The organism is Sinomonas sp. R1AF57 (assembly GCF_002224485.1).
Taxonomy (GTDB): Bacteria; Actinomycetota; Actinomycetes; order Actinomycetales; family Micrococcaceae; genus Sinomonas; species Sinomonas flava.
This window is the reverse complement of the sequence record NZ_CP022463.1, coordinates 2,874,110-2,896,104: the sequence shown is the minus strand read 5'-3', so window position 1 is coordinate 2,896,104 and position 21,995 is coordinate 2,874,110. Positions and strand designations below refer to the sequence as shown.

General features: G+C 71.6%; 19 protein-coding genes, 1 tRNA gene and 1 pseudogene. 10 read left to right on the top strand and 11 right to left on the bottom strand.

Annotated features, from left to right (window positions below):
- A pseudogene (locus tag CGQ25_RS13310) lies at nucleotides 1-984 on the bottom strand (pyruvate dehydrogenase (acetyl-transferring), homodimeric type); the annotation flags it as partial.
- A gap of 153 nt (nucleotides 985-1,137) precedes the next feature.
- Between CGQ25_RS13310 and CGQ25_RS13305 the strand changes: the two are divergent.
- On the top strand, nucleotides 1,138-1,905 hold the full coding sequence (locus tag CGQ25_RS13305; protein ID WP_208710351.1) for an SDR family oxidoreductase: 768 nt from the start codon (nucleotides 1,138-1,140) through the stop codon (nucleotides 1,903-1,905).
- Here CGQ25_RS13305 and CGQ25_RS13300 read toward each other — a convergent pair whose 3' ends face one another.
- Entirely contained in the window at nucleotides 1,906-2,313 is a 408-nt protein-coding gene (locus tag CGQ25_RS13300) for a sterol carrier family protein (RefSeq protein ID WP_208710350.1), read from the bottom strand.
- Nucleotides 2,314-2,327: 14 nt separating this feature from the next.
- The gene (locus CGQ25_RS13295; protein ID WP_208710349.1) at nucleotides 2,328-3,338 is read right to left on the bottom strand and encodes an asparaginase; all 1,011 of its coding nucleotides are present in this window, start codon (nucleotides 3,336-3,338) and stop codon (nucleotides 2,328-2,330) included.
- Between the two features lie 34 nt (nucleotides 3,339-3,372).
- Between CGQ25_RS13295 and purD the strand changes: the two genes are divergently transcribed.
- Both purD and CGQ25_RS13285 read left to right on the top strand, forming a co-directional pair.
- On the top strand, nucleotides 3,373-4,695 hold the full coding sequence (purD, locus tag CGQ25_RS13290; protein WP_208710348.1) for a phosphoribosylamine--glycine ligase: 1,323 nt from the start codon (nucleotides 3,373-3,375) through the stop codon (nucleotides 4,693-4,695).
- Nucleotides 4,695-5,606 (top strand): phosphoribosylaminoimidazolesuccinocarboxamide synthase, encoded by a 912-nt coding sequence (locus tag CGQ25_RS13285; RefSeq protein ID WP_208710347.1) that lies wholly within the window; start codon nucleotides 4,695-4,697, stop codon nucleotides 5,604-5,606. Before purD ends, CGQ25_RS13285 begins: the two co-directional genes overlap by 1 nt.
- 60 nt (nucleotides 5,607-5,666) lie before the next feature.
- Here CGQ25_RS13285 and CGQ25_RS13280 read toward each other — a convergent pair whose 3' ends face one another.
- Entirely contained in the window at nucleotides 5,667-6,938 is a 1,272-nt protein-coding gene (locus CGQ25_RS13280) for a helix-turn-helix transcriptional regulator (RefSeq protein ID WP_208713085.1), read from the bottom strand.
- Nucleotides 6,939-7,139: 201 nt separating this feature from the next.
- Here CGQ25_RS13280 and CGQ25_RS13275 point away from each other — a divergent pair, with 201 nt between their 5' ends.
- The 3 genes from CGQ25_RS13275 to CGQ25_RS13270 all read left to right on the top strand — a co-directional run bounded on the left by CGQ25_RS13275 (nucleotide 7,140) and on the right by CGQ25_RS13270 (nucleotide 10,210).
- Nucleotides 7,140-7,316, top strand: a complete 177-nt coding sequence (locus tag CGQ25_RS13275) for a hypothetical protein (protein ID WP_208710346.1) — start codon at nucleotides 7,140-7,142, stop codon at nucleotides 7,314-7,316.
- Nucleotides 7,317-7,489: 173 nt separating this feature from the next.
- Nucleotides 7,490-7,639 (top strand): cation-transporting P-type ATPase, encoded by a 150-nt coding sequence (locus tag CGQ25_RS18725; RefSeq protein ID WP_369802227.1) that lies wholly within the window; start codon nucleotides 7,490-7,492, stop codon nucleotides 7,637-7,639.
- A 42-nt stretch (nucleotides 7,640-7,681) separates the two neighbouring features.
- Complete coding sequence (locus CGQ25_RS13270; protein WP_369802226.1) at nucleotides 7,682-10,210, top strand: cation-translocating P-type ATPase; 2,529 nt, start codon at nucleotides 7,682-7,684, stop codon at nucleotides 10,208-10,210.
- A 68-nt stretch (nucleotides 10,211-10,278) separates the two neighbouring features.
- On the opposite strand, the gene CGQ25_RS13265 is transcribed toward CGQ25_RS13270, so the two are convergent.
- From CGQ25_RS13265 to CGQ25_RS13245, 5 genes are all read right to left on the bottom strand, one after another.
- Nucleotides 10,279-10,355, bottom strand: a tRNA-Pro gene (locus CGQ25_RS13265).
- Nucleotides 10,356-10,521: 166 nt separating this feature from the next.
- Complete coding sequence (locus tag CGQ25_RS13260) at nucleotides 10,522-12,432, bottom strand: ABC transporter ATP-binding protein (RefSeq protein WP_208710345.1); 1,911 nt, start codon at nucleotides 12,430-12,432, stop codon at nucleotides 10,522-10,524.
- Nucleotides 12,429-14,303 (bottom strand): ABC transporter ATP-binding protein, encoded by a 1,875-nt coding sequence (locus tag CGQ25_RS13255; RefSeq protein WP_208713084.1) that lies wholly within the window; start codon nucleotides 14,301-14,303, stop codon nucleotides 12,429-12,431. Before CGQ25_RS13255 ends, CGQ25_RS13260 begins: the two co-directional genes overlap by 4 nt.
- A gap of 95 nt (nucleotides 14,304-14,398) precedes the next feature.
- Nucleotides 14,399-15,370 carry a metallophosphoesterase gene (locus CGQ25_RS13250; protein WP_208710344.1) on the bottom strand — a complete coding sequence of 324 codons (972 nt, stop codon included), beginning with the start codon at nucleotides 15,368-15,370 and terminating at the stop codon, nucleotides 14,399-14,401.
- Between the two features lie 4 nt (nucleotides 15,371-15,374).
- Complete coding sequence (locus CGQ25_RS13245) at nucleotides 15,375-17,663, bottom strand: transglycosylase domain-containing protein (protein ID WP_208710343.1); 2,289 nt, start codon at nucleotides 17,661-17,663, stop codon at nucleotides 15,375-15,377.
- A 36-nt stretch (nucleotides 17,664-17,699) separates the two neighbouring features.
- Here CGQ25_RS13245 and CGQ25_RS13240 point away from each other — a divergent pair, with 36 nt between their 5' ends.
- Genes CGQ25_RS13240 through CGQ25_RS13230 form a run of 3 tightly spaced genes read left to right on the top strand, consistent with a single transcriptional unit; the run spans nucleotide 17,700 to nucleotide 19,310 of the window.
- A complete protein-coding gene (locus CGQ25_RS13240; protein ID WP_208710342.1) occupies nucleotides 17,700-17,858 on the top strand; it encodes a DUF4177 domain-containing protein in 159 nt (52 codons plus the stop codon).
- Nucleotides 17,855-18,358: a RidA family protein gene (locus tag CGQ25_RS13235; protein ID WP_208710341.1), complete on the top strand. Its 504-nt coding sequence runs from the start codon at nucleotides 17,855-17,857 to the stop codon at nucleotides 18,356-18,358. The genes CGQ25_RS13240 and CGQ25_RS13235 overlap by 4 nt, the downstream gene beginning before the upstream one ends.
- Nucleotides 18,342-19,310 carry an NUDIX hydrolase gene (locus tag CGQ25_RS13230; protein WP_255405313.1) on the top strand — a complete coding sequence of 323 codons (969 nt, stop codon included), beginning with the start codon at nucleotides 18,342-18,344 and terminating at the stop codon, nucleotides 19,308-19,310. Before CGQ25_RS13235 ends, CGQ25_RS13230 begins: the two co-directional genes overlap by 17 nt.
- Before the next feature lie 117 nt (nucleotides 19,311-19,427).
- Here CGQ25_RS13230 and CGQ25_RS13225 read toward each other — a convergent pair whose 3' ends face one another.
- Nucleotides 19,428-20,105, bottom strand: coding sequence for a Crp/Fnr family transcriptional regulator (locus CGQ25_RS13225; RefSeq protein ID WP_208710340.1), 678 nt, complete (start codon nucleotides 20,103-20,105; stop codon nucleotides 19,428-19,430).
- 204 nt (nucleotides 20,106-20,309) lie between these two features.
- On the opposite strand from CGQ25_RS13225, the gene CGQ25_RS13220 reads away from it, so the two are divergent.
- Nucleotides 20,310-21,494: a MarP family serine protease gene (locus CGQ25_RS13220; RefSeq protein ID WP_208710339.1), complete on the top strand. Its 1,185-nt coding sequence runs from the start codon at nucleotides 20,310-20,312 to the stop codon at nucleotides 21,492-21,494.
- Nucleotides 21,495-21,507: 13 nt separating this feature from the next.
- On the opposite strand, the gene aroQ is transcribed toward CGQ25_RS13220, so the two are convergent.
- A complete protein-coding gene (gene aroQ / locus CGQ25_RS13215; RefSeq protein ID WP_208710338.1) occupies nucleotides 21,508-21,981 on the bottom strand; it encodes a type II 3-dehydroquinate dehydratase in 474 nt (157 codons plus the stop codon).
- Nucleotides 21,982-21,995: the final 14 nt, after the last annotated feature.

Here is a 21,995-nt window from a genome sequence, read left to right as displayed (position 1 = left end):
GTGCCCCTCGCGGTCCTTGGACAGGAGCGAGTCCCACTCGCGGCCCCAGACGACCTTGATGACGTTCCAGCCAGCGCCGCGGAAGAACGCCTCGAGCTCCTGCATGACCTTCCCGTTGCCGCGCACCGGGCCGTCGAGGCGCTGCAGGTTGCAGTTGACCACGAAGGTGAGGTTGTCCAGGTTCTCGTTGGCGGCGAGCTGGAGCAGGCCGCGGGACTCGGGCTCGTCCATCTCGCCGTCGCCGAGGAAGGCCCACACGTGCTGGTCCGAGGTGTCCTTGATCCCGCGGTTGTGCAGGTAGCGGTTGGACTGGGCCTGGTAGATGGCGTTCATCGGCCCGATCCCCATCGAGACGGTCGGGAACTCCCAGAACTCCGGCATGAGGCGGGGGTGCGGGTAGGAGGAGAGGGCGTGGCCCTCGCGGGACTTCTCCTGGCGGAAGCCGTCGAGGTCCTCCTCGGACAGGCGCCCCTCCATGAAGGCCCGGGCGTACATGCCGGGGGAGGCGTGCCCCTGGAAGAAGACCTGGTCGCCGCCGCCGGGGTGGTCCTTGCCCCGGAAGAAGTGGTTGAACCCGACCTCGTAGAGGGTCGCCGCGCCCGCATAGGTGGAGATGTGCCCGCCCACACCGATGCCGGGACGCTGCGCCCGGTGCACGAGCACGGCGGCGTTCCAGCGCATCCACGCGCGGTAGCGGCGCTCGGTCTCCTCGTCGCCCGGGTACTCGGGCTCCTGGTCCGCCGGGATCGTGTTCACGTAGTCGGTGGTGTGCACCATCGGCACACCGACGCTCTGGGCGCCCGCGCGCTGCAGGATGCTCTTGACCATGAACTGGGCGCGTTCGGTGCCGCGCTCCGCGACGAGCGAGTCGAAGGACTCGATCCACTCCGCGGTCTCTTCCGGGTCACGGTCCAGCCCGGCAGCTGCGCTGCCGCCAACCTGGCCGCTGAGGAACTGGGTAGGCTCTCCAGTCAACACGTCCAACCTCTTTCTGCGCGCTCAGGTGGTGCGCGCGGAGTCTGGGGGGACCTCGTCATCCCCAAAATTCCGTAATACGGAACCCAAATACTACGATGTGAAACTAGACTGGCGTCCTGACGTGATGCCCGTCAAATTCGCGACGAACGGAGACAAACGATGACAGACACCGCGGGGTCCCGTGTGGCCGTCGTGACGGGCGCGGGAAGCGGGATCGGGCGAGCGGTCGCCCGCCGGCTGCTCGCCGAGGGCTGGAGCGTGGCGCTCGCCGGGCGCCGAGAGGCGCAGCTCCGCGAGACGGCGGCTGCCGTCCCTGCTCCCGGCCGCGTGCTCGTCGTGCCCTGCGACGTGACCCGGCCCGACGACGTCGAACGCCTCTTCGCCGAGACGAAGGCCGCTTTCGGCCGCGTGGACGTCCTCTTCAACAACGCCGGGACGTTCGGGCCCGCCGGGGATGTGGGCGAGATCGACCTCGCCGGCTGGGAGTCGACCCTCGCCGTGAACCTCACGGGGAGCTTCCTGTGCGCGGCCGCGGCGTTCCGCGTGATGAAGGCGCAGGAGCCCCAGGGCGGCAGGATCATCAACAACGGCTCGATCTCCGCGCACAGCCCGCGGCCCCGGTCCGTCGCGTACACCACGACGAAGCACGCCATCACGGGCCTGACCAAGAGCGTCGAGCTCGACGGCCGCCCCTACGGGATCAGCTGCGGGCAGATCGACATCGGCAACACCCGTACCGAGATCATGACGACGCTCGGCGTCGGCGAGGGCGCCCTCCAGGCCGACGGCACGCGGCGGGTCGAGCCCACGTTCGCCGTCGAGGAGGCCGCGAAGGCCGTCGCGTTCATGGCGTCGCTTCCCCCGGAGGCGACGGTCGGGAACCTGCTCATCACGGCCGCGGGCATGCCCTTCGTCGGCCGCGGGTAGCTACGCGAGCGGCAGGAACTCGCTCAGGTCCGTCCTGATGCCCGAGGCGCTGAGCTTCCCGGACGCCAGCGCCTCGGGCCATGTCTGGGCCCCGGTTGCGAGCGCGAGCCACGTGTCGGCGTCGGTCTCCACCACGTTCGGGGGAGTGCCGCGCGTGTGCCGCGGCCCCTCGACGCACTGCGCGACCCCGAACGGCGGCACCCGCACCTCGACCGAGTTCCCCGGGGCCCGCTCGGCGAGCTCCTCGAGGAGGTAGCGCACCGCCGTCGCGAGCGTCTGCCGGGGAACGGTCCCGCGCACGACGGCGCCCTGGTCGCCTTCCCCGCTGCCGTCGCCCGAGCGCGCGGCGCGCCAGTCGGCGACGGCGGCGCGCCCGGCGTCGTGCGCGATCCTGCGTCGGACAGCCATGTGCGTCGGTCCTCCTAGTCCAGCAGCGCCGAGACGGCGCGCCCGAGGCGGATGCGGCCCACCTGGCGCCCGCCGCCCATGACGGGTTCGACGACGCGTTCGAGGACGCGGGCGACCTCGGGGACATCCACGGCGTCGGCGGCGGCGAGCATGGTCAGGCCCACGAGCGTCGTGGCGCGGAGGCTGCCGTCGAGGACCTTGACCGCGGCGGCGGCTCCCTGCGGGGTCGCGAGCACGAGGACGCCCTCGGCCCCGATCTTGGCCAGGATCCCGAGCTCCTCCATGACCACGGTGTTCTCCCTGTCGCGGCCCTGGACGGCCCACGGGTAGTCGAGCATCGAGGTCGCGACCGTGGCCGCCCGGGCGTTCGCCCCGGGGTCTCCCGGGGCCTTCGCGAGCTTCGAGTACGCCCTGGCCAGGCCCTGCAGCGAGAGGGCGGCCACCGGCGCGCCGCATCCGTCGATCCCCAGGTGGGCGATGAGCTCCTCGGCATACTCCTCGATGGTGGCCCGGACCCGGTGCTGGAGGGGGTGGTTCGGCTCGAGGTAGCTGCGCCGGTCCCATCCGTTCTCCACACACGCCCAGAGGAACGCCGCGTGCTTGCCGGAGCAGTTGTAGGCCAGCTTGCGCCGCCCCTGGCCCGCGCGGACAAGCCACGCGCGGGCGTTCTCGTCGGCCGGCCAGTCGGCCGGGCAGAGGAGGTCGTCCTCACGCAGGCCCGCGGCGTGCAGCATTCCCTCCACGACGTCCATGTGGTCCAGCGAGCCGGTGTGCGAGGCGCACGCGAGCGCCACCTGGCTGCCCCTCAGTGGGACCCCCGAGATCATGGAGGCGAGCGCCTGGAACGGCTTGAGCGTGGACCGGGCGAGGATCGGGCTGCGGATGTCGCCCAGCTCGGTCACGACGCTGCCGTCCCCGGCGACCACGACGCCCGCGCCGAGGTGCCGCGACTCGATGAAGCCGCTGCGCTCGATCACGGCGAGCTCGACCGCGTCGTCCGCCGCGAAGGTTGCGTGAGAGGCCATGGCGACAGTCTATGGTCGGGATACCCTTGGGGGCGTGAAGGTTCTCGTGATCGGCCCGGGTGGCCGCGAACACGCCATTGTCCGCTCCCTCCTCGCCGACCCGGGCGTCTCCGAGGTCCACGCGGCGCCCGGCAACGCCGGAATCGCGCAGGACGTCCCCGTGCACCCCATCGACGCCAACAGCCCCGAGGCCGTCACGGCCCTCGCCCAGGAGCTCGGCGTCGACCTCGTGGTGGTCGGCCCCGAGGCGCCACTGGCCGCCGGGGTCTCCGATGCCGTCCGCGCGGCCGGTATCCCGGTCTTCGGCCCGAGCCGGGCCGCGGCGCAGCTCGAGGCCTCGAAGTCCTTCGCCAAGCAGGTCATGGCCGAGGCCGGAGTCCCGACAGCGATGGCGCGCGTGGCCGTGAATGCCCAGGAGGCCGCTGACGCCCTCGACGCGTTCGGCGCCCCCTACGTCGTCAAGGACGACGGGCTCGCCGCTGGCAAGGGCGTCGTCGTGACCTCGGACCGTGACGCGGCGCTCGCCCACGCCCAGGCCTGCTTCGACGCCGGCGGCTCGGTGGTGATCGAGGAGTTCCTCGACGGGCCCGAGGTCTCCCTCTTCGTCCTCTCGGACGGCTCGACCGTGGTCCCGCTCGCTCCCGCCCAGGACTTCAAGCGGATCTTCGACAACGACGAAGGCCCCAACACCGGCGGCATGGGCGCCTACAGCCCGCTCGAGTGGGCCCCCGAGGGCCTCGTCGACGAGGTGGTCGAGCGCGTCGCCCAGCCCACCGTGGACGAGATGGCCAAGCGCGGGACCCCGTTCGTGGGCGTCCTCTACTGCGGCCTCGCGCTCACCTCCCGCGGCACGCGCGTGATCGAGTTCAACGCGCGCTTCGGCGACCCGGAGACCCAGGCCGTGCTCGCCCGGCTCACGACGCCGCTCGGTGGGCTCCTGCTCGCGGCCGCGACCGGGCGGCTGGACCGGGCCGAGGAGCTGCGCTGGGCGCCCGAGACCGCGGTCGCCGTCGTGCTCGCCTCGAAGGACTACCCCGACACGCCCCGCACGGGCGACCGCATCCGCGGCCTGAAGAAGGCCAACGCGCTCGAGGGGGTGCATGTGCTCCACGCGGGGACGAAGCTCAACGACGCCGGCAAGGTCGTCTCCTCGGGTGGTCGGGTCCTCGCGGTCGTCGCCCTCAGGGACGGACTGGCCCAGGCGCGCCAGCGGGCGTACGAGGGCATCGCCCAGCTCGAGCTCGACGGCGGCCAGTACCGCACGGACATCGCCGCCAAGGCCGAGCGCGGTGAGATCACCGTGCCGGGTGGGCGCAATCCGGTGGAGTCCGGTGCTGCCGGGACGGGGGCCGAGTGATGGCCGGCTACCAGACCGAGACGCTCGATCTCCCGGGGTGGCGCCACGTCTACTCCGGCAAGGTCCGCGACCTGTACGAGCCGGCGGACTCCGGGCCGGGCGAGAGCGACCGCGTCCTCGTCGTCGCGAGCGACCGCATCTCCGCCTACGACTTCGTGCTCGCCAGCACCATCCCGGACAAGGGCCGCATCCTCACCCAGCTGAGCCTGTGGTGGTTCGACCAGCTCAACGTGGCCAACCACGTGCTCGGCTCGACCGCCGAGGACGGCGTCCCCGCGGAGGTCGAGGGCCGTGCCATGGTCTGCCGCCGGCTCGAGATGTACCCCGTGGAGTGCATCGCGCGCGGCTACCTCACGGGATCCGGCCTCGCCGAGTACCGCGAATCCGGCACGGTCTGCGAGATCCCGCTGCCCGCCGGGCTCGTGGACGGCTCGCGCCTGCCCGAGGCCATCTTCACGCCGTCGGCCAAGGCCGCCGTCGGGGAGCACGACGAGAACATCACCTACGAGGACGTGACGGGGATGGTGGGCGACGACGCCGCCGCCCAGCTGCGCGACCTCACCCTCGAGATCTACCGGGAAGCCGAGAAGATCGCCCGTGAGCGGGGCATCATCCTCGCGGACACGAAGGTGGAGTTCGGCCTCGACCCGGTGACCGGGTACATCACCCTCGGCGACGAGGTGCTCACGCCGGACTCGTCGCGCTTCTGGGACTCCGAGACCTGGGAGCCGGGGAAGGCGCAGCCCTCGTTCGACAAGCAGTACGTCCGGGACTGGCTCACCTCGGCCGAGTCCGGGTGGGACCGTGCCTCCGGCCAGGAGCCGCCCGCGCTGCCGGCCGCCGTCGTCGAGCGCACCCGCGCCCGCTATGTCGAGGCCTACGAGAAGCTCACGGGCCGCAGGTTCGCGTGACGCGCCTGCGCAGACCGGGCGCCTGACGCGTCCGCCGGGACGCGTGCCCGGCAGAGGCGCTCAGCTTCCGTTCGAGACGGCGCCCTTCTCGGCCCGCTGCTCGGCGAGGCGAATCTCGAGGATGGCGTCCATGGTCTGCTGGACCTTGTCCGAGGCGCCCGCGTAGCTGAACTGCTCGCGGGCGTCCTTGAGCATCTCGAGGGCCTCGTCGTTCCGGGCGAGGGCCTTGAGTGCGCGCCCGTAGAGCAGTGCCACCTCGCCGGCGGTGTGCCGCCCGAGCACGGACTTCTCGGCGTGGATCGACTTCAGGATCTCGATGGCGCGCGAGATCTCCCCGTTGAGGTAGAGCCAGCGCGCGCGGATGAAGTTCACCTCGAGCTGCTCGGTGCGCGAGCCGCCCACGATGCTCAGGGCGAGTTCCGCCCGCTCGATCGCCGCGAGGGTTTCCGGCTCGATGATGCCGCCCGAGAGGCGGACGGCCGCGGAGGCCTTGTTGAACCGGGCCCACAGCTCGATGTCGTTGGCGGGGGAGAGGAGCTTGGCCGCACGCTCGTGGTGCTTGACGCCCTCCTCGTAGTCGGCGCGCATGAAGGCGACGTTCCCGATCACCCATTCGACCTCGCCGGCGAGCTGGCCCATGGAGTCCTCGTCGATGAGCGTTGCGAGGATGCGGCACTGGTCCCACGCCTCCTCGAGCTTCCCGCTCTCCGCGAGGGCGCCGATGAGGGCGCGGAGCGCCCCGACATAGATGGTCGAGCCGGCCGGCAGCTGCGCGCCGAGCCGCACCGCCTCGCGGGCGTGCTCGATCGCGGTCCCGAGCTGCCCGAGCCCGTGGCAGACGGCGGCGAGCATCTGGCGCGCGCGCACGGCCAGGCCCTTGGATTCCGAGACAATCGGGTGCTCGAGGAGGTGCTGGACGATCCGCTGGCACTCCGCGAGCTCGCCCTGCTTCATGAGGCACTCGGCCTGCATGTAGGTCATGTTCCACCACGCGCTGTTGTTCTTCCCCTCGAGGGCGAACTGGGCGGCGGTGGCGGCGTGGGTCGCGGCCTGCGCGTAGTCCCTCAGGTCCCACGCCTGGCGCGCGTAGAGGCCGGCCAGCACGTATTCGGCATCGTTGGCGCTCACAGGCTGGCTCCAGGCCTCGAGCGCCTTGGGCGCGAGCTGCAGCCTGCGGGCCAGCTCCTGGATCACCTCGGCCGTGGGCTCGCGGCGGCCGGTCTCCAGCAGGGAGATGTAGCTGGGCGAGTACAGGTCTTTCCCGAGTTCGGCCTGCGTGAGCCCGCGTTCGAGCCGCTCCGCGCGCAGCTTCTCGCCGAATCCACTGCCCACACTGTCCTCCTGGCCCCCGGCGCCGGTCGTACCGGCCATCAACACCTTCTACTATGGACAATCATCGCGGACCCCGCCGCGTCTTGACAGGCCATGTGGAAATTATTTTACTTGGTGTGTCAATCATGACAAAGCACGCTCTGCCCGATCCACGCACCCTTTCCCGGGTCGCTCCCGGGATGAACCCACAAGGACATGATCATGCTCAAGAAACTCATTGCCGCCCTGGCCGTGGCCGGTTCTCTCGCGATCTCCGGGGTTGCCGTTGCTCCCACCGCGATCGGCAACTCGCCTGACTCGGTGAGCGGCCCGGTCGCCGGCTCCGCCAAGGGCGGCTCGACGACCCCGATGATCGGCAACTGGCCGGACCCGATGTAAGAGGCACGCTCTTCAGCGGGCTTCGAGAGGGTCGCTTCGGAGATATTCTCCGAAGCGACCCTCTGCTGTCTCCCGGCGGGCTGTCTTCCGGCTGTCAGTCCTGGTTCCGAGCGCACCGCCGCGGGACCTTCGTCCCCTTCCCGCCCCGGCGCTGCTGACGAAGAATGAATGGCGTGAGCGCAACGGACCATGCACCGGTCGGGTCCCGCCGTCCTCACTCCGCCGTGCACGGCATTCCCGCCGGGCTGGACGAGGCCGCCGCCGCAGCGCTCAGGGAACGGGTGGGGCCGAATGTCCTCCCGCGGGAGAGGCCGCGCCCCTGATGGGTCCGGCTCGGCGCCGAGCTGGGCCACTTCTTCGCGCTCATGCTGTGGGCGGCGTCGATCCTCTCGTTCGTCGCCGGGATGCCCGAGCTCGGCTGGGCCATCGCCGCCGTTGTCGTGGTGAACGGACTCTTCGCGTTCCTCCAGGAGGCCAGGGCAGAGCGCGCCTCGGCGAAGCTGCGCGAGCTGCTCCCGAACCGCGTCCAGGTCAGGCGCGGGGGCCACACACGCGTGGTCGACGCCGCGGACCTCGTGCCCGGGGACATCGTCCTCCTCGCGGCGGGGGACAGGGTGCCGGCCGACCTCGACCTCGTCTCCGCCTCGTCCCTCACCCTCGACGAGTCCATGCTGACCGGCGAGAGCCTTCCGGTCCCCCGCGAGGCGGGCGACGCGGCAGCCGGCGGCACGTTCGTCGCGGCGGGAGACGCCGTCGGGCGTGTGATCGCCACCGGAGCGGCCACGAAGCTCGCGGAGATCGCCAGCCTCACCACGCGCGCGGTGCCGCCGGCGAGCCCCCTCGACCTCGAACTGCGGCGCATCGTGAGGATCATCGCCATCGTCGCGGTGACCGTGGGCGCGGTGTTCTTCGTCATCTCGCTCCTGATCGGGAACCCGATCACCGGGGCGTTCCTGTTCGCCATCGGCGTGACCGTGGCGCTCGTGCCCGAGGGGCTCCTCCCGACGGTGACGCTCTCGCTCGCCATGGGGGCCCAGCGCATGAGCCGCAGGCACGCCCTCGTCCGCAACCTCGAGGCCGTCGAGACGCTCGGGTCGACCACCTTCATCTGCACCGACAAGACCGGGACGCTCACGCAGAACCGCATGAGCGCCGTCGAGGTCTGGACCCCGCACGGAACCGTCGTCCTCGAGGGGACCGGCTACGCTCCCACGGCGGCGGTCGAAGGCCCCGACGCCGCGCGGTCGGCGGCCGCGCGGCTCGCGACGGGCGCCCGCGCCGCCTCGCAGGGCGACGTCGAGGAGCACGACGGCGAGTGGCGCGCCGTGGGCGACCCGATGGAGGCGGCCCTCGTGGCCCTGGACCGGCGGCTCGGCGGGACGGAGGCCGGCGCCGTTCCCACGGCGGGCTTCGCCTTCGACGAGGAACGCAAGCGGCAGAGTGCAGTCCTGGCGGATGCGGGCGCCGCGGAACTGTGGGTCAAGGGCGCGCCCGAGACGCTGCTCGGACTCTGCACCGGCGACGGCGCGGAGCGCGGCGCGCCGGGAGGAGCGGACGACGGCGCGTGGCTCGCCCGGGCCGAGGAGGCCCTCGAGGCGCTCGCGTCTCGGGGCCTGCGCGTGCTCGCCGTGGCGTCCCGCGGGCTCGCGCCCGCCGAGGCGGCCGACGCCGAGCAGGGCCGGGCGGACGCCGTCGTGCTCGAAACGGGACTGGTGCTGCGCGGGCTCATCGGGCTACACGACCCGCCTCGGCCCGCCGTCGCGGGAGCGATCCGGCAGGCGCGGGAAGCCGGGATCCGCCTCGCCATGGTGACCGGGGACCACCCGACGACCGCGGCGGCGATCGCCCGAGAGATCGGTCTCATCGGGCCCGGCCGCGGCGCCGACGCGGTGATCGAGGGCGGTTCCCCGCCGGAGGACCTCCAGGTCCTCGGCGCACTCCTGGACCGGGACGGCGTGGTCATCTCCCGGGTGAGCCCCGAGCAGAAGCTCGACGTCGCGCGGGCGCTGCAGGCCCGTGGGCATGTCGTCGCGATGACCGGTGACGGCGTCAACGACGGCCCGGCGCTCGAGGCTGCCGACATCGGGGTCGCAATGGGCCGCAGCGGGACCGACGTGGCGCGGAACGCGGCCGACCTCGTGCTCCTCGACGACGACTTCGCGACCATCATCGCCGCCGTCGAGCAGGGCCGGGCGACCTACGCCAACATCCGGCGCTTCCTCACCTACCACCTCACCGACAACGTCGCCGAGCTGACGCCGTTCATCGTCTGGGCGCTCTCGGCCGGGCACTTCCCGCTCGCGATCGGCGTCCTGCAGATCCTCTTCCTCGACATCGGCACCGACCTGTTCCCGGCGCTCGCCCTCGGGAGCGAGCGGCCGAGCGAAGGGGTGCTCAAACGGCCTCCCGAGCGGCGGCACCTCATGGACGGAAGCCTCCTGTTCCGCGTGTTCGCGGTCCTCGGCCCGGTCGAGGTGCTGTTCGAGATGGCCGCATTCACCGTGGTCCTGTGGCTCGGGGGCTGGCGCCCGGGCGGGGACCTCCCGGCGCCCGACGTCGTGGCGGCCGCCTCGGGGGCCGCGTTCACCGCCGTCGTGCTCGGCCAGCTCGCCAACGCCTTCGCGTGCCGGACGGCGAGCAGGCCCGCGTGGAGGCTTCCCTGGGCGGGGAACCCGCTCCTGCTCTGGGCCGTCGTGGTCGAGGGGGCCCTCCTCGCGGTGTTCCTCTTCGTGGGGCCGATCGCCCGGCTCCTGGGCCAGGCGCCGCCGCCATTGGCGGGGTTCATCCTCGCGGCGCTCGCGATCCCGGGAGTCCTCGCCGTGGACGCGCTGCACAAGTGGTCCCGCCACCGGCTCGGACGGGGACTCACGCATCCCGTCCTGCCGCACCACTGACCCGGCGGGCTCCCGGCGCGGTCCGGGCATGCGAGAGGCCCCGCAGCTCAGGCTGCGGGGCCTCTCCGTGGTCGGGATGACAGGATTTGAACCTGCGACCTCTTCGTCCCGAACGAAGCGCGCTACCAAGCTGCGCTACATCCCGATCCGTCCCCCGGGTCTCCCCGGAGCAACTCATCCAGAGTACCCGATTCGCCCCCGAAGGCGAAATCGACGAGCCCTGCCGCGAGGGGGTCAGGTCACCGCGTCGAGGGGTCACTTCCTCCGCGTCGTGCGGGCCGGGTCCATGCTGTGCGCGGGGCCCGCGGGAGTCAGACGAGCGAGTCGCGCCACGCGCTGTGCAGCGCTGCGAAGCGGCCGCCGCCGGAAAGGAGGTCTGCGGGGGAGCCGTCCTCGACAATCCGGCCCCCCTCCATGACGAGCACCCGGTCGGCGATCTCCACCGTCGAGAGCCGGTGCGCGATGATGATCGCCGTCCGGGCTGCGGGCGGCGCCGGACTCCCGCCGCCCGCCCCGGGTGAGCGGGCGCCGTCGTGCGCGCTGCCGCCCAGCAGTCGCGCCAGCCCGGCCTGGACGAGCCGCTCCGAGGGAATGTCGAGCGAGCTCGTGGCCTCGTCGAGGATGAGCACGGCCGGGTCCGCGAGCACCGCCCGCGCGAACGAGATGAGCTGCCGCTGCCCCGCCGAGACGCGGCCGCCGCGCTTGGTCACGTCCGTCTCGTAGCCCTCGGGGAGGGCGGCGATGAAGTCGTGGGCGCCCACGGCGCGGGCCGCCTCCTCGATCTCGGTCCGGGACGCCTCGGGCCTGCCGAGCGCGATGTTGTCCGCGACGGAGCCCGAGAAGAGGAACGCCTCCTGCGTGACCATGACCACCGCCCGGCGCAGGTCCCGCGTCGAGAGCCTGCGGAGGTCGACGCCGTCGAGCGTCACCGAGCCTGCCGCGGGATCGTAGAACCGGGCCACGAGTTTGGCGAGGGTCGACTTCCCCGCCCCGGTCGCGCCGACGAGCGCAACGGTCTGCCCGGCAGGGATCCGCAGCGAGAACTCCGGCAGGACCTCGGGACCGTGGCCGTAGGCGAACGCGACCGACTCGAACGCAATGTCGCCGCGAGCCTGGGGGAGGGGGATCGGGACCCGGGGCGGCTGGACCGTCGGGACCTCCTCGAGCAGTCCCGACACCTTCTCCAGTGCGGCCTGGGCGCTCTGGAAGGAGTTGTAGAACATCGCCATCTGCTCCAGCGGGGCGAAGAACCGCTTCGTCGAGAGCACGACGGCGAGGAGCACGCCGACCTCGAGGCTTCCCCCGAGCACACGGAACCCCGCGACCAGGAGCACCACCGCGACCGTCACATTCCCGATCAGCACGAGGCCCGGCTGGAACACCCCGTGCAGCCTGATCGAGCGGAGGGTCACGCCGGCATAGTCGTCGGCGAGCCGCCCGTACGCGTCCGCGTTCTCGCGCTCCTTCCGGAACGCCTTGACGGCGCGGATCCCCGTCATCGTCTCCACGAAGTGCACGATCAGCCGCGCCGACACCACCCGCGACGCCCGGAAGGCCCGCTGCGAGCGGATCTGGTACCAGCGGGCCAGCAGCGCCATGGGAACCGCGGCGCCGAGCATGATCAGCCCCGAGGGCCAGTCGAGCAGGAAGACGGTCACCGCCGTGAAGCCCATGAACAGCAGCCCGGACGCGAGCGCGCTCACCCCCGAGTCCAGGAGCTCGCGCAGGGCCTCGAGGTCGGAGGTCTGGCGGGAGATGATGCGCCCAGAGGTGTACGACTCGTGGAAGTCCAGGCTCAGCCGCTGGGTGTGCCGGAACACCCGCACGCGCAGGTCGAGGAGCATGCTCTGGCTCATCGCCGCGGTGGAGGTCACGTAGCCAGCGGTGAGCAGCGCCGTCGTGAGCGCGGCGGCGAGGTAGCCGCCCCCCGCGAGCCAGAGGGGCGCGGAGTCGCCGGCCGCGAGAGCGGGGAGCGCCCGGTCGATCCCGAACGCGATGAGCGCCGGGCCGGTCGCCCGCGCCGCCTGCGAGACGACGACCATCGCGAGTGTCGCCCACAGCCGGGTCCGCACCGGCCGGATGAGGTCGCCGAGGAGCCTGAGCGAGCGCCGCCGCGCGGCGCGGCTCTCCTCCCGGGAGAGGTCGACGGCGTCCTCCGCCGCGGTGCCGCGGCCCACCGGCCGCCGGGGCTGCCCGTGCCCCGCGCCTGACCCGTGGCTCATCGTGCCTCCTCCAGCGTCTCGTCGAGGTCCGGGTCCGCGCGGCCGTCCAGGTCGCGCGGTCCGGCCGGGAGGCTCGCGATGACCCAGCGGTAGTGGGCGCTGCGCCGGAGCAGCTCCGTGTGGGTCCCCACGTCCTCGACCACGCCGTCGCGCAGGAGCGCGACGCGGTCCGCGAGGGCGACGGTCGAGGGCCGGTGGGCCACGATGAGGGTCGTCACCTGGGCGAGTGCGTCGCGCAGGCGTGCCGAGACGCGCTCCTCGGTGGCGACGTCCAGTGCGGAGAGCGGGTCGTCGAGGACGAGCACGGCAGGCCTGGCCGCGATGGCCCTCGCCAGCGCGACGCGCTGCCGCTGGCCGCCCGAGAGGCTGAGCCCTTCCTCGCCGATCGTCGTCGCGAGGCCGTCTGGGAGCGAGTGCGCGAACTGGGCCTGGGCGACCTCGAGCGCCTCCTCGAGCGCGGCCTCCGCCTCGGGCCCTTCCCGCACCGGAGCCCCGAGCAGGACGTTGTCCCGCACGGAGGAGGAGAAGAGGGTCGTGTCCTCGAACGCCACGGCGACCAGTCTCCGCAGTTCCGCGAGCGGCAGCCGGCGGACGTCGACGCCGTCGATCTCCACGGCGCCGCCGGTCACGTCGTAGAGCCGCGGGACGAGCTGCAGGAGGGTGCTCTTCCCGGAGCCCGTCGCCCCGACGAGTGCCATCGTCTCGCCAGCACGCACCTCGAGGTCGACGCCGCGCAGCACCTCCCCGGACGAGCCGGCTCCCGCCGTGGTCCCGTCCGCACCCGGCCGCGCGGCGCCGTCGTGCGCGAATCCGAACCGCACCCCACGGAAGGTGAGCGCACCGCGGGGGGACGGAAGATGCACCGGCTCCGCAGGGTCGGTGACGGTGCTGCGCGCGTCCATGACCTCGAAGTGCCGGTCCACGGCGGTCTTCGCGGTCAGCGCCATGCCCACGAGCATGCCGCTGGCCTCGACCGGCTGCGCGACGGCAGCGGCCGTGGCGAAGAAGGCCGCGAGGGACCCGATCGAGATCTGCCCCGTGGAGGCCAGCCAGATCCCCGTGACGAGCCCGGCGCCGAGGGCGAGCTCGGGCAGGAGCGTCACCACGAGGCTGAACAGGGCCTGGTGCCGGGCCTTCGCGACCTCCGTGTCGCGCAGCTGCTCAGCCTGCTCCGCGAAGCTCTCGAGCGCCTCCCGTGCACGGCCGAACGCCTTGAGCACGCGGATACCGTGCACGGACTCCTCGACGGTCGTGGCGAGGTCGCCGGCCTGGTCCTGGCTGCGTCGTGTCGCGAGGGAGAACCGCCGGCGGAACACGGCCCCGTACACCATGATGGGCAGCGCCGCGGCGAGGAAGATGAGTGCGAGCTGCCACGAGATCGAGAACAGGAGCACCACCCCGAGTGCCACCGTGCTGACGGAGACGACGAGGAAGATCGCGCCGAAGGCGAGCCAGCGGCGCAGGAAGCCGAGGTCGGCGACCGAGCGCGAGAGAAGCTGCCCCGAGCCCCAGCGGTCGTGGAAGGCCACCGGCAGGTCCTGCAGGTGGCCGTACATGGTCAGGCGCATCTCGCGCTCGAGCCGGACGCTCGGCTCGATCACGAGGCGCCGGCGCAGCACCATCATCCCCGCCTCCGCGGCGCCCAGCACGAGCACGACGCCGGCCGCCCACCACACGGCGGACGGCTGGGTCCCGGGGCGCACGAGCTCGTCGATGACGCGGCGCAGCACCTGCGGGATCGACAGGGCGAGGGCGGCCCCGGCGAGGGCGACGACGAGGCCGAGGACGAGCCGGGGCACGATGGGGCGCACGATCGGCCCGAGACGGGCGATGGAACGGATGAACGAACTCTGCGGGACCTGCTGGCGCATGCCGGCGCTCACGACCTTCCGGGGAGGAGGAAGTCAGCTGGGGGTACCTACCCTACGCCCGAGAACCGGTTTCCGGCGGTCCGGGGGCGCCGATGTCAGGGGCGGGCGGCGAGGGTCAGCAGGACGGCCTCGGGCCGGCAGGCGATGCGGACGGGCGCGAAGCGGGAGGTCCCGATGCCTCCCGAGACGTTGAGCGGCACGACGCGGCCGTCGTTCTCCCACGGCGTCAGGCCCTTGGCCCGCCACGTGGGCAGGTCGCAGTTGGAGACCAGGGCGCCGAAGCCGGGGAGGCAGATCTGGCCCCCGTGCGTGTGGCCGGCCAGGATCAGGTCCGCGCCGGCGTCGGTGAAGTGGTCCAGGACGCGCTGGTACGGGGCGTGGATCACCGCGACCCTGACGTTGGGCTTCGTCTCGTGGCCTGACGCTCCGCGGGGCCAGTCGGCGTACCGCTCGCGCCTGAGATGGGGGTCGTCGACTCCCGAGAAGTCGAAGCGGACGTCTCCCAGGCTCAGAGACTGGGAGCGGTTCGTCAGGTCGATCCACCCCCCGGCGCCGAAGCCGGTGAAGAGGCGCCGCCAGTCGAGCTCGATCCTCTTTGGCAGCGGCTTCCGGTTCGAGGGCCCGGCGAGGTAGCCTGCGGGGTTCTTCAGGACGGGGGCGTAGTAGTCGTTGGACCCCGGGACGAAGACCCCCGGGAACCGCAGCAGCGGTCCGACCGCCGCGAGCAGCGGTCCGACCGCCTCCGGGTGGCTCAGGTTGTCGCCGGTGTTGACCACGAGGTCCGGCTCGAGGTCGGCCAGGCCGGACAGCCACCGCGCCTTCTTCTCCTGGCCGGGCACGAAGTGGATGTCACTCAGGTGCAGGACGCGGACCGGCCGCGACCCGGCGGGGAGGACTTGGACCGTCTCCCTCCGCAGCACGAACTGCTCCTTCTCCCACCATCCGTAGGCGGCCGCGGCGGCGCCGGCACTGGCGCAGAGCCCGGCGGCCAGCGCAGCCCGGCGAGCCCCTGTGAGCGTGGCCGCGGACAGCCGGGTCGCCGTCGTGCGCGGTGCGGTGCGGTGCATGCGGCTAGCCGTTGCCGTTGCCGTTGTTGCGCTTGGTGCTGTTCCCGCCGGGCGCCGGAGCCGGCGCGGGCTGGGGCGCCTGCGGCTGTGCCGGCTGCTGCTCAGGCGTGGACGCCTGCGGGGACGTCGTGGTCCTGTTCGTGGTGCTGCCGCCGGTCATCGAGGCGGGCGGGGCCTCGAAGGGGTCGGTCTTGTACAGCTTGGCGACCTGGGCCATGTAGTCCCCCCACTGCGGACCGGCGATGTACGCGCCGTCCACCACCGGGTAGAACTTGCCGTTGATCGTCACGTTGCGGCCGAGCCGCGAGCTCGGATCCTGGAGCGCCTCGCCGAAGAACGACGCCGTGACGAGGCCCGTGGTGAAGCCGAGCACCCACGTCTGGCTGTTGAAGTTGTTCGTACCGGTCTTCGCGGCCGAAGGCGCGCCGATCTTCGGGATCTGGTAGCCGGAACCGCGGATCAGGACGTCCTGGAGCGCGAAGTTCACACCCTTGGCGACATCCGGCTTGATGACGTTCTGCTGGCAGCTCGGGGCCTGCCCGCCGATCTTGTCGCCCTTGACGTCCGTCACCTCGGCGATGCTCATCGGGGCGCAGTAGGTGCCGCCGCTCGCGAACACCGCGAACGCGCTCGCCATGGTCATCGGGGAGACGTTGTACGGGCCGAGGAGGCTCGAGAGCGTGGACATGTCCAGCTTCTCCTTGCCCTCGCCGTCGTGGAGCTGGACGGCGTCCGCGATCCGCTGGATGTCGCAGAAGTCGTTCAGCCCCGCGGCCGTCGCGTACGTGGCGGTGTTGATCGAGTTGTAGAGGCCGTAGTTGATCGGCATCGACCGGTAGAAGCCCTCGTCGTTGTTCTGCAGCGTCGGGGCGGCGCCGAGGCTCTCCTCGGCGCTGTTGAAGGCGCCGGTGACCCGGTTGCACGTGGTCTTCCAGGGGTAGTTCAGCGGGTAGACGCGCCGGGACGCGTCGATCGTCTGCGTCGCGGACTTGCCCTCGGTGAGCCACGCGGAGAACGTGAACGGCTTCATCGTCGAGCCCGGCTGGAACCCGCCGGCGCCCCCGATGTCGTTGCCGTTGGCGTCCTTGCGGTCCACGTTGAAGTTGTAGACGGTCGAGAAGTTGGAGCCCTGACCCGGGAGCATCCGGGAGTTCTGCGCCATCGCGAGGACCTTGCCGGTGCCCGGCTCGATGGTCAGGAGCGAGGCGCCCCACTTGTCCGGGTTCGCGCCGGCGGTCGCGTCCACCCGGGCCTGGGCCGGGGCCTGGAGCCGCGGGTCGAGGGTGGTCTTGATCGTCAGGCCGCCACGGAAGACCTTCTTCTCGCGATCGTCCGGGGTGGCCCCGTAGGCCGGGTCATTGAGGATCTGGTGCAGGACGTAGTCGCAGAAGTACGCGGCCTGGGACGCGTACGCGCAGCCCTGCTTCGGCGGGTTGACCTTCAGCTGGATCGGCGTGGCGATGGCCTCGTCGTGCTGCTGCTGGTTGATCTTGCCGTGCTGGAGCATCGCGTCGATCACGAGGTTGCGCCGCTGCAGCGCGTTGTCCGGGTTGATCTCCGGGTTGTACATCGTCGGGCTGTTCACCAGCCCGGCGAGCATCGCGGCCTGCGGGATCGTCAGGTCCTTGGCGTCCGTCGAGAAGAAGTACTGGCTCGCTGCCTGGATGCCGTACGCGTTGCGGTTGAAGAACACGATGTTGAGGTAGCCCTCGAGGATCTGGTCCTTCGAGTACTGCTTCTCGAGTGCGATCGAGAGCTTCATCTCGCGCAGCTTGTCGCCAACGCCCTTCTGGCCGTTGAGCACGACGTCGGCGTCCTTGCCCTGGGCCACGAGCGACTCGTTGATCACGTTGGTCACGTACTGCTGGGTGATCGTCGAGGCGCCCTGGCGGCTGCCGCGGACGTTGGCCGCGAGGGCGCGCAGGATGCCGGTGGTGTCGACGCCGCCGTGCTCGTAGAAGCGCGCGTCCTCGATCGCGATGATGGCGTCCTTGATGTTCGGCGACATCTGGTCCAGCGGGACGCGCGTGCGGTTCTCCGCGTAGAGGCTCGCGATCTCGGAGCCGTCCGCGGCGAGCACCCGGGTCACCTGCCCCGGCTGGTCCACCTTGAGCTCGCCTGGGAGGCTGTCGAAGAACTGGACGGAGCCGTTCGCCGCGCTGCCCGTGACGGCCGCTGCGGGCACCATGAGCCCGGCCACGAGCACGCCGCAGATCGCACTCACGCCAAGGAATGCGAGGATCTTGCCCAAGGTGGTGGCCGTGTCAAAGACAGGGTTCTTGCCAGACGCCATGTGTGCCAGTCTACCGGGAGGGGCTAATCTGGCCTCATGACCGCCTGGGAATACGCCACCGTGCCGCTGATCGTGCACGCCACGAAGCAGATCCTCGACCAGTGGGGCGCGGACGGCTGGGAACTCGTCCAGGTCGTTCCCGGGCCCGGCGGAAACGGGCTCGTCGCCTACATGAAGAGGGAGAAGCAGGCATGACCCAGGAGGCATCCAAGACCGGCGCGGACGCCGAGGTGGCCAGCGCCGTCGAGCGCCGTCTGGCAGACCTCGGCCTCGCGCTGCCGGAGGTGGCCGCCCCCGTTGCCGCGTACGTCCCGGCCGTGGTGACCGGCTCGACCGTGTACACGTCCGGCCAGCTGCCCTTCGTCTCCGGCCAGCTCCCCGCCACCGGGAAGGTGGGCGCCGAGGTGACCGCGGACGACGCGAAGAAGTACGCGGAACTGTGCATCATCAACGCGCTTGCCGCGGTCAAGGCCCAGATCGGGGACCTCGACCGCATCACGCGGATCGTCAAGGTCGTGGGCTTCGTGGCCTCCGATTCGCAGTTCACCGGCCAGCCCGGGGTCGTCAACGGGGCTTCGGAACTGCTCGGCAAGGTCTTCGGCGATGCGGGGACCCACGCCCGCTCCGCCGTCGGCGTCGCGGTCCTGCCGCTCGACGCCCCAGTGGAGGTTGAGTTGATTGCCGACTTCGCTTAGGCGCCGTTTCATCCTGCCCAAGCGCCTGCAGGGCGCGGCGCGCAGCTGGCTCGACGAGGTCGAGCGCGCGCCCCGCAAACCCCGCTTCGCCTCGTCCGTGGCGCTCGTGCGCGACTCCGCGGACGGGACCGAGACCTGGCTGAGCTACCGCGGGGGTGAGTCACCGCTCGGCGTCGTGGGCTTCCCTGGCGGTTCGGTCGAAAACACCGACCTCGACAGCTTCGACTGGTTCGGCCCCTCCGTGGGCCAGTGGGCCGAGCTCCTCGGCACCGAGGACTACGCGCTGGCCCGCACGCACGTCGTCGCGGCCATCCGCGAGCTCTTCGAGGAATCCGGCGTCCTCCTCGCCGGTTCCGACGAGTCCGTCGTGGTCGAGGGCACGAGCACCCCGGACTGGACGCGCGCCCGCGAAGCCCTCGCCGGGCAGGAGATCAGCTTCGCCGAACTCCTCGCCAAGAGGGGACTCGGGCTGCGCACGGACCTCCTGCGGCCGCTCGTCCACTGGGTCACGCCGGACTTCGCCCATCGCCGCTTCGACACGCGCTACTTCGCCGCGACCCTGCCCGTCGGGCAGACTCCGACCCTGCTGCCGAGCAAGGGCGTGTGGGGCCAGTGGGTGTGCGCCGGGAAGGTCGTCGCCGAGCGCGAGACCTCTGCCCTCGGAGACGAGATCGGCCAGCCGGACACCCGCGGGCTGCCGCTGCCCGAGCTGCTGGTGCCGGCCACGGAGATCATCCTGGCCAAGATGGCCAAGGCCAAGGGCTGCATCGCCTACCTGAACATCCGGCGCACCACCCACACCTACCAGGCCCAGCTGGCCGAGGACTCGGGCCAGCTCTTCCTCGAGGTCGAGGCGCCGGGCGCGGTCGCGCCGCCCACCGAGGCCCTCCACACCGTTCCGCACGGCGGCGCTGCGCACCCGTCCGCGGTGGCGCACGACGGCGGGGCCTGACCGCCGCCGCGTCCTCGCCTGAGCATGGGGCGCGGCGAACAAGCAGACAAGGAGCCGGTCCCCTGCAGGGGACCGGCTCCTTGCCTTGTCGGCGGCGCCTTGTCGGCCGCCGGGCGGTCAGCGCGAGCGCTGGCGGAGGCGCTGCATGTCCAGGATCACCACGGCGCGGGCCTCGAGGCGGATCCAGCCGCGCTGGACGAACTCGGCGAGCGCCTTGTTGACGGTCTCGCGGGAGGCGCCCACCAGCTGGGCCAGCTCCTCCTGGGTGAGCTCGTGGGCCACGAGGACCCCGTCCGTCGCGGGACGGCCGAAGCGGTCCGCGAGGTCCAGGAGGGCCTTGGCGACGCGGCCTGGGACGTCGGAGAAGACCAGGTCCGAGAGCGAGTCGTTCGTGCGCCGCAGGCGCCGTGCGAGGGCCTGGAGCAGCTGGGCCGAGACCTCGGGACGCGAACGGAGCAGGGCGTTGAGGGACTCGTTCTTGAGGCCGGCGAGGCGGGTCTCGGAGACGGCGGTGGCCGTCGCGTTGCGCGGAGCCGGGTCGAAGAGGGCCATCTCGCCGAACAGCTCGCCCGGGCCGAGGATGGCGAGGAGGGATTCGCGGCCGTCGGGGGAGGTGCGCCCGAGCTTCACCTTTCCGGAGACGATGAAGTAGAGCTGGTCGCCCTGGTCGCCCTCGCGGAACACCGACGCGCCGCGGGACAGGTCCACCTCGGTGAGCTCGTCCGTCAGCAGGCGGAAGGCGTCGTCGTCGAGAGTCGCGAAGAGGGGGGCCCGGCGCAGTACTTCGATGTCCAATTCAATCTCCTCTGGTGATGTTCAGTGCAGGCGCTGCGGTCATTGTTTCAGATTCCGCGCGGGTTTGTGACGTACTTGGCAGGCGACACAGGGGCGGCGAACCCGAATTGGGCGGCACCACAGCTATAGCAAACGTAAAGCCCTCGCGTTCTGTTCCGCTATCGCGGTCAGTGTGCGCTCAGGCCCCGCCGATAGACTCCGAGGGTGCTTCTCGGCGTGAACCTCCTCGACGTGCTCCTCCTGCTCGTCCTTGTCGGCTATCTGGCCAACGGGATCCGGGCCGGGTTCGTCGTGAGCCTCGGCGGGATCCTCGGCTTCGTGGCGGGCGGCGTCGCGGCGTTCTTCGCCGTGCCCCTTGTGAGCGGCTGGCTCGTGGACTCCGGGTGGCGCGTCGCGGGGATCATCATCACCGCCGTCCTGCTCATGGCGGCCGGCAACGCCGTCGGCTCCGCGCTCGGCCACCGCGTCAAGCGGGGGATCCGCTGGAAGGGGGCCACCGCCGTCGACCGTGGGCTCGGCGGGCTCGTGAGCGTCGTCGTCGCCGCCCTCGTGATCTCGATGACGGCCTTCACGGTCTCGAGCATCGGGGTCCCACTCCTGTCGCAGCAGATCGCCGACTCGAGGGTCGTGCGCGCGATCGACGATCTCACGCCCGATCCCGTGAAGGAGCAGGCGGCAGGGTTGCGCGCCTTCGTGATCGGCGACGGCCTGCCCAAGCTCATCGAGGGCATCGGCCCGATCCAGCCGGTCCCGGTGCCCGACTCGGTCGACACGCCTGAACTGCGGGCGGCGTCCGAGTCTGTGCTGAGGATCACGGGCACCGCGTACCAGTGCGGGCAGAACCAGACAGGCAGCGGCTTCGTCGTCTCGCCCGGGCGTGTCGTCACGAACGCGCACGTGGTGGCGGGCGTGTCGGAGCCCGTCGTCGAGGTTCAGGGGGGAGGCGCACGGACCGGGCGCGTCGTGTACTTCGATGCGGTCCAGGATCTCGCCGTGATCGCCGTCGACGGACTGCGCGCGCCGCAGCTCGCGCTCACCTCGACGAGCCCGTCGGGGACCACCGCGGCGTTCGCCGGTTACCCGCTCGGCGGCCCCTACCAGGTGCGGCCGGCCGTCGTCCAGGGCACCACCACGGTGCTCGCCCCGGATATCTACGGCGCCAACGAGGTGCCCAAGCGCGTGTACCAGCTCTCGGGCAATGTCCAGCAGGGCAACTCCGGCGGCCCGCTCCTGACCCTCGACGGACACGTCACCGGGGTGGTCTTCGCCAAGAGCGAGTCGACGGCGGACGTCGGCTACGCCCTCACGATGGAGGAGCTGAGCCCGGTGGCGCAGGAGGCCGCGTCGCTGAGCCAGCCCGTCCAGCCCGGGACCTGCACCCGCAAGTGAGCCGCTGCCGGGCTCAGACCTGGACGGGAAGGCGCGTGTCTGTGAGGTCTGCGAGGTAGTCGATGCCGAAGCGGTACCCGAGGACGCCCGCACCGGCAATCACGGCCTTGGCGATGTCGCTCAGGTACGAGTGGTGGCGGAAGGGCTCGCGGGCGTGGACGTTGGTGATGTGGACCTCGACCGTCGGAAGCTGCGCCGCGGTGATCGCGTCCCGGATCGCGACCGACGTGTGGGTGTAGGCGCCGGCGTTGATGACCAGGCCCAGGGCCGTGCCCCGGGCGGCGTGGATCGCGTCGATGATCTCGCCCTCGTGGTTGGACTGCACGCAGTGGACCTCGAGGCCGTGGGCCGCCGCCGCTTCCGCGCACAGCCGCTCGACGTCCATGAGGGTGTCTGTGCCGTACTTCTCGGGCTCGCGTGCACCGAGCAGGTTGAGGTTGGGTCCGTTGACCACGAGGATCATGCCGCGGGGGGTCTCTTCCGTCATGGCATCACTCTAGG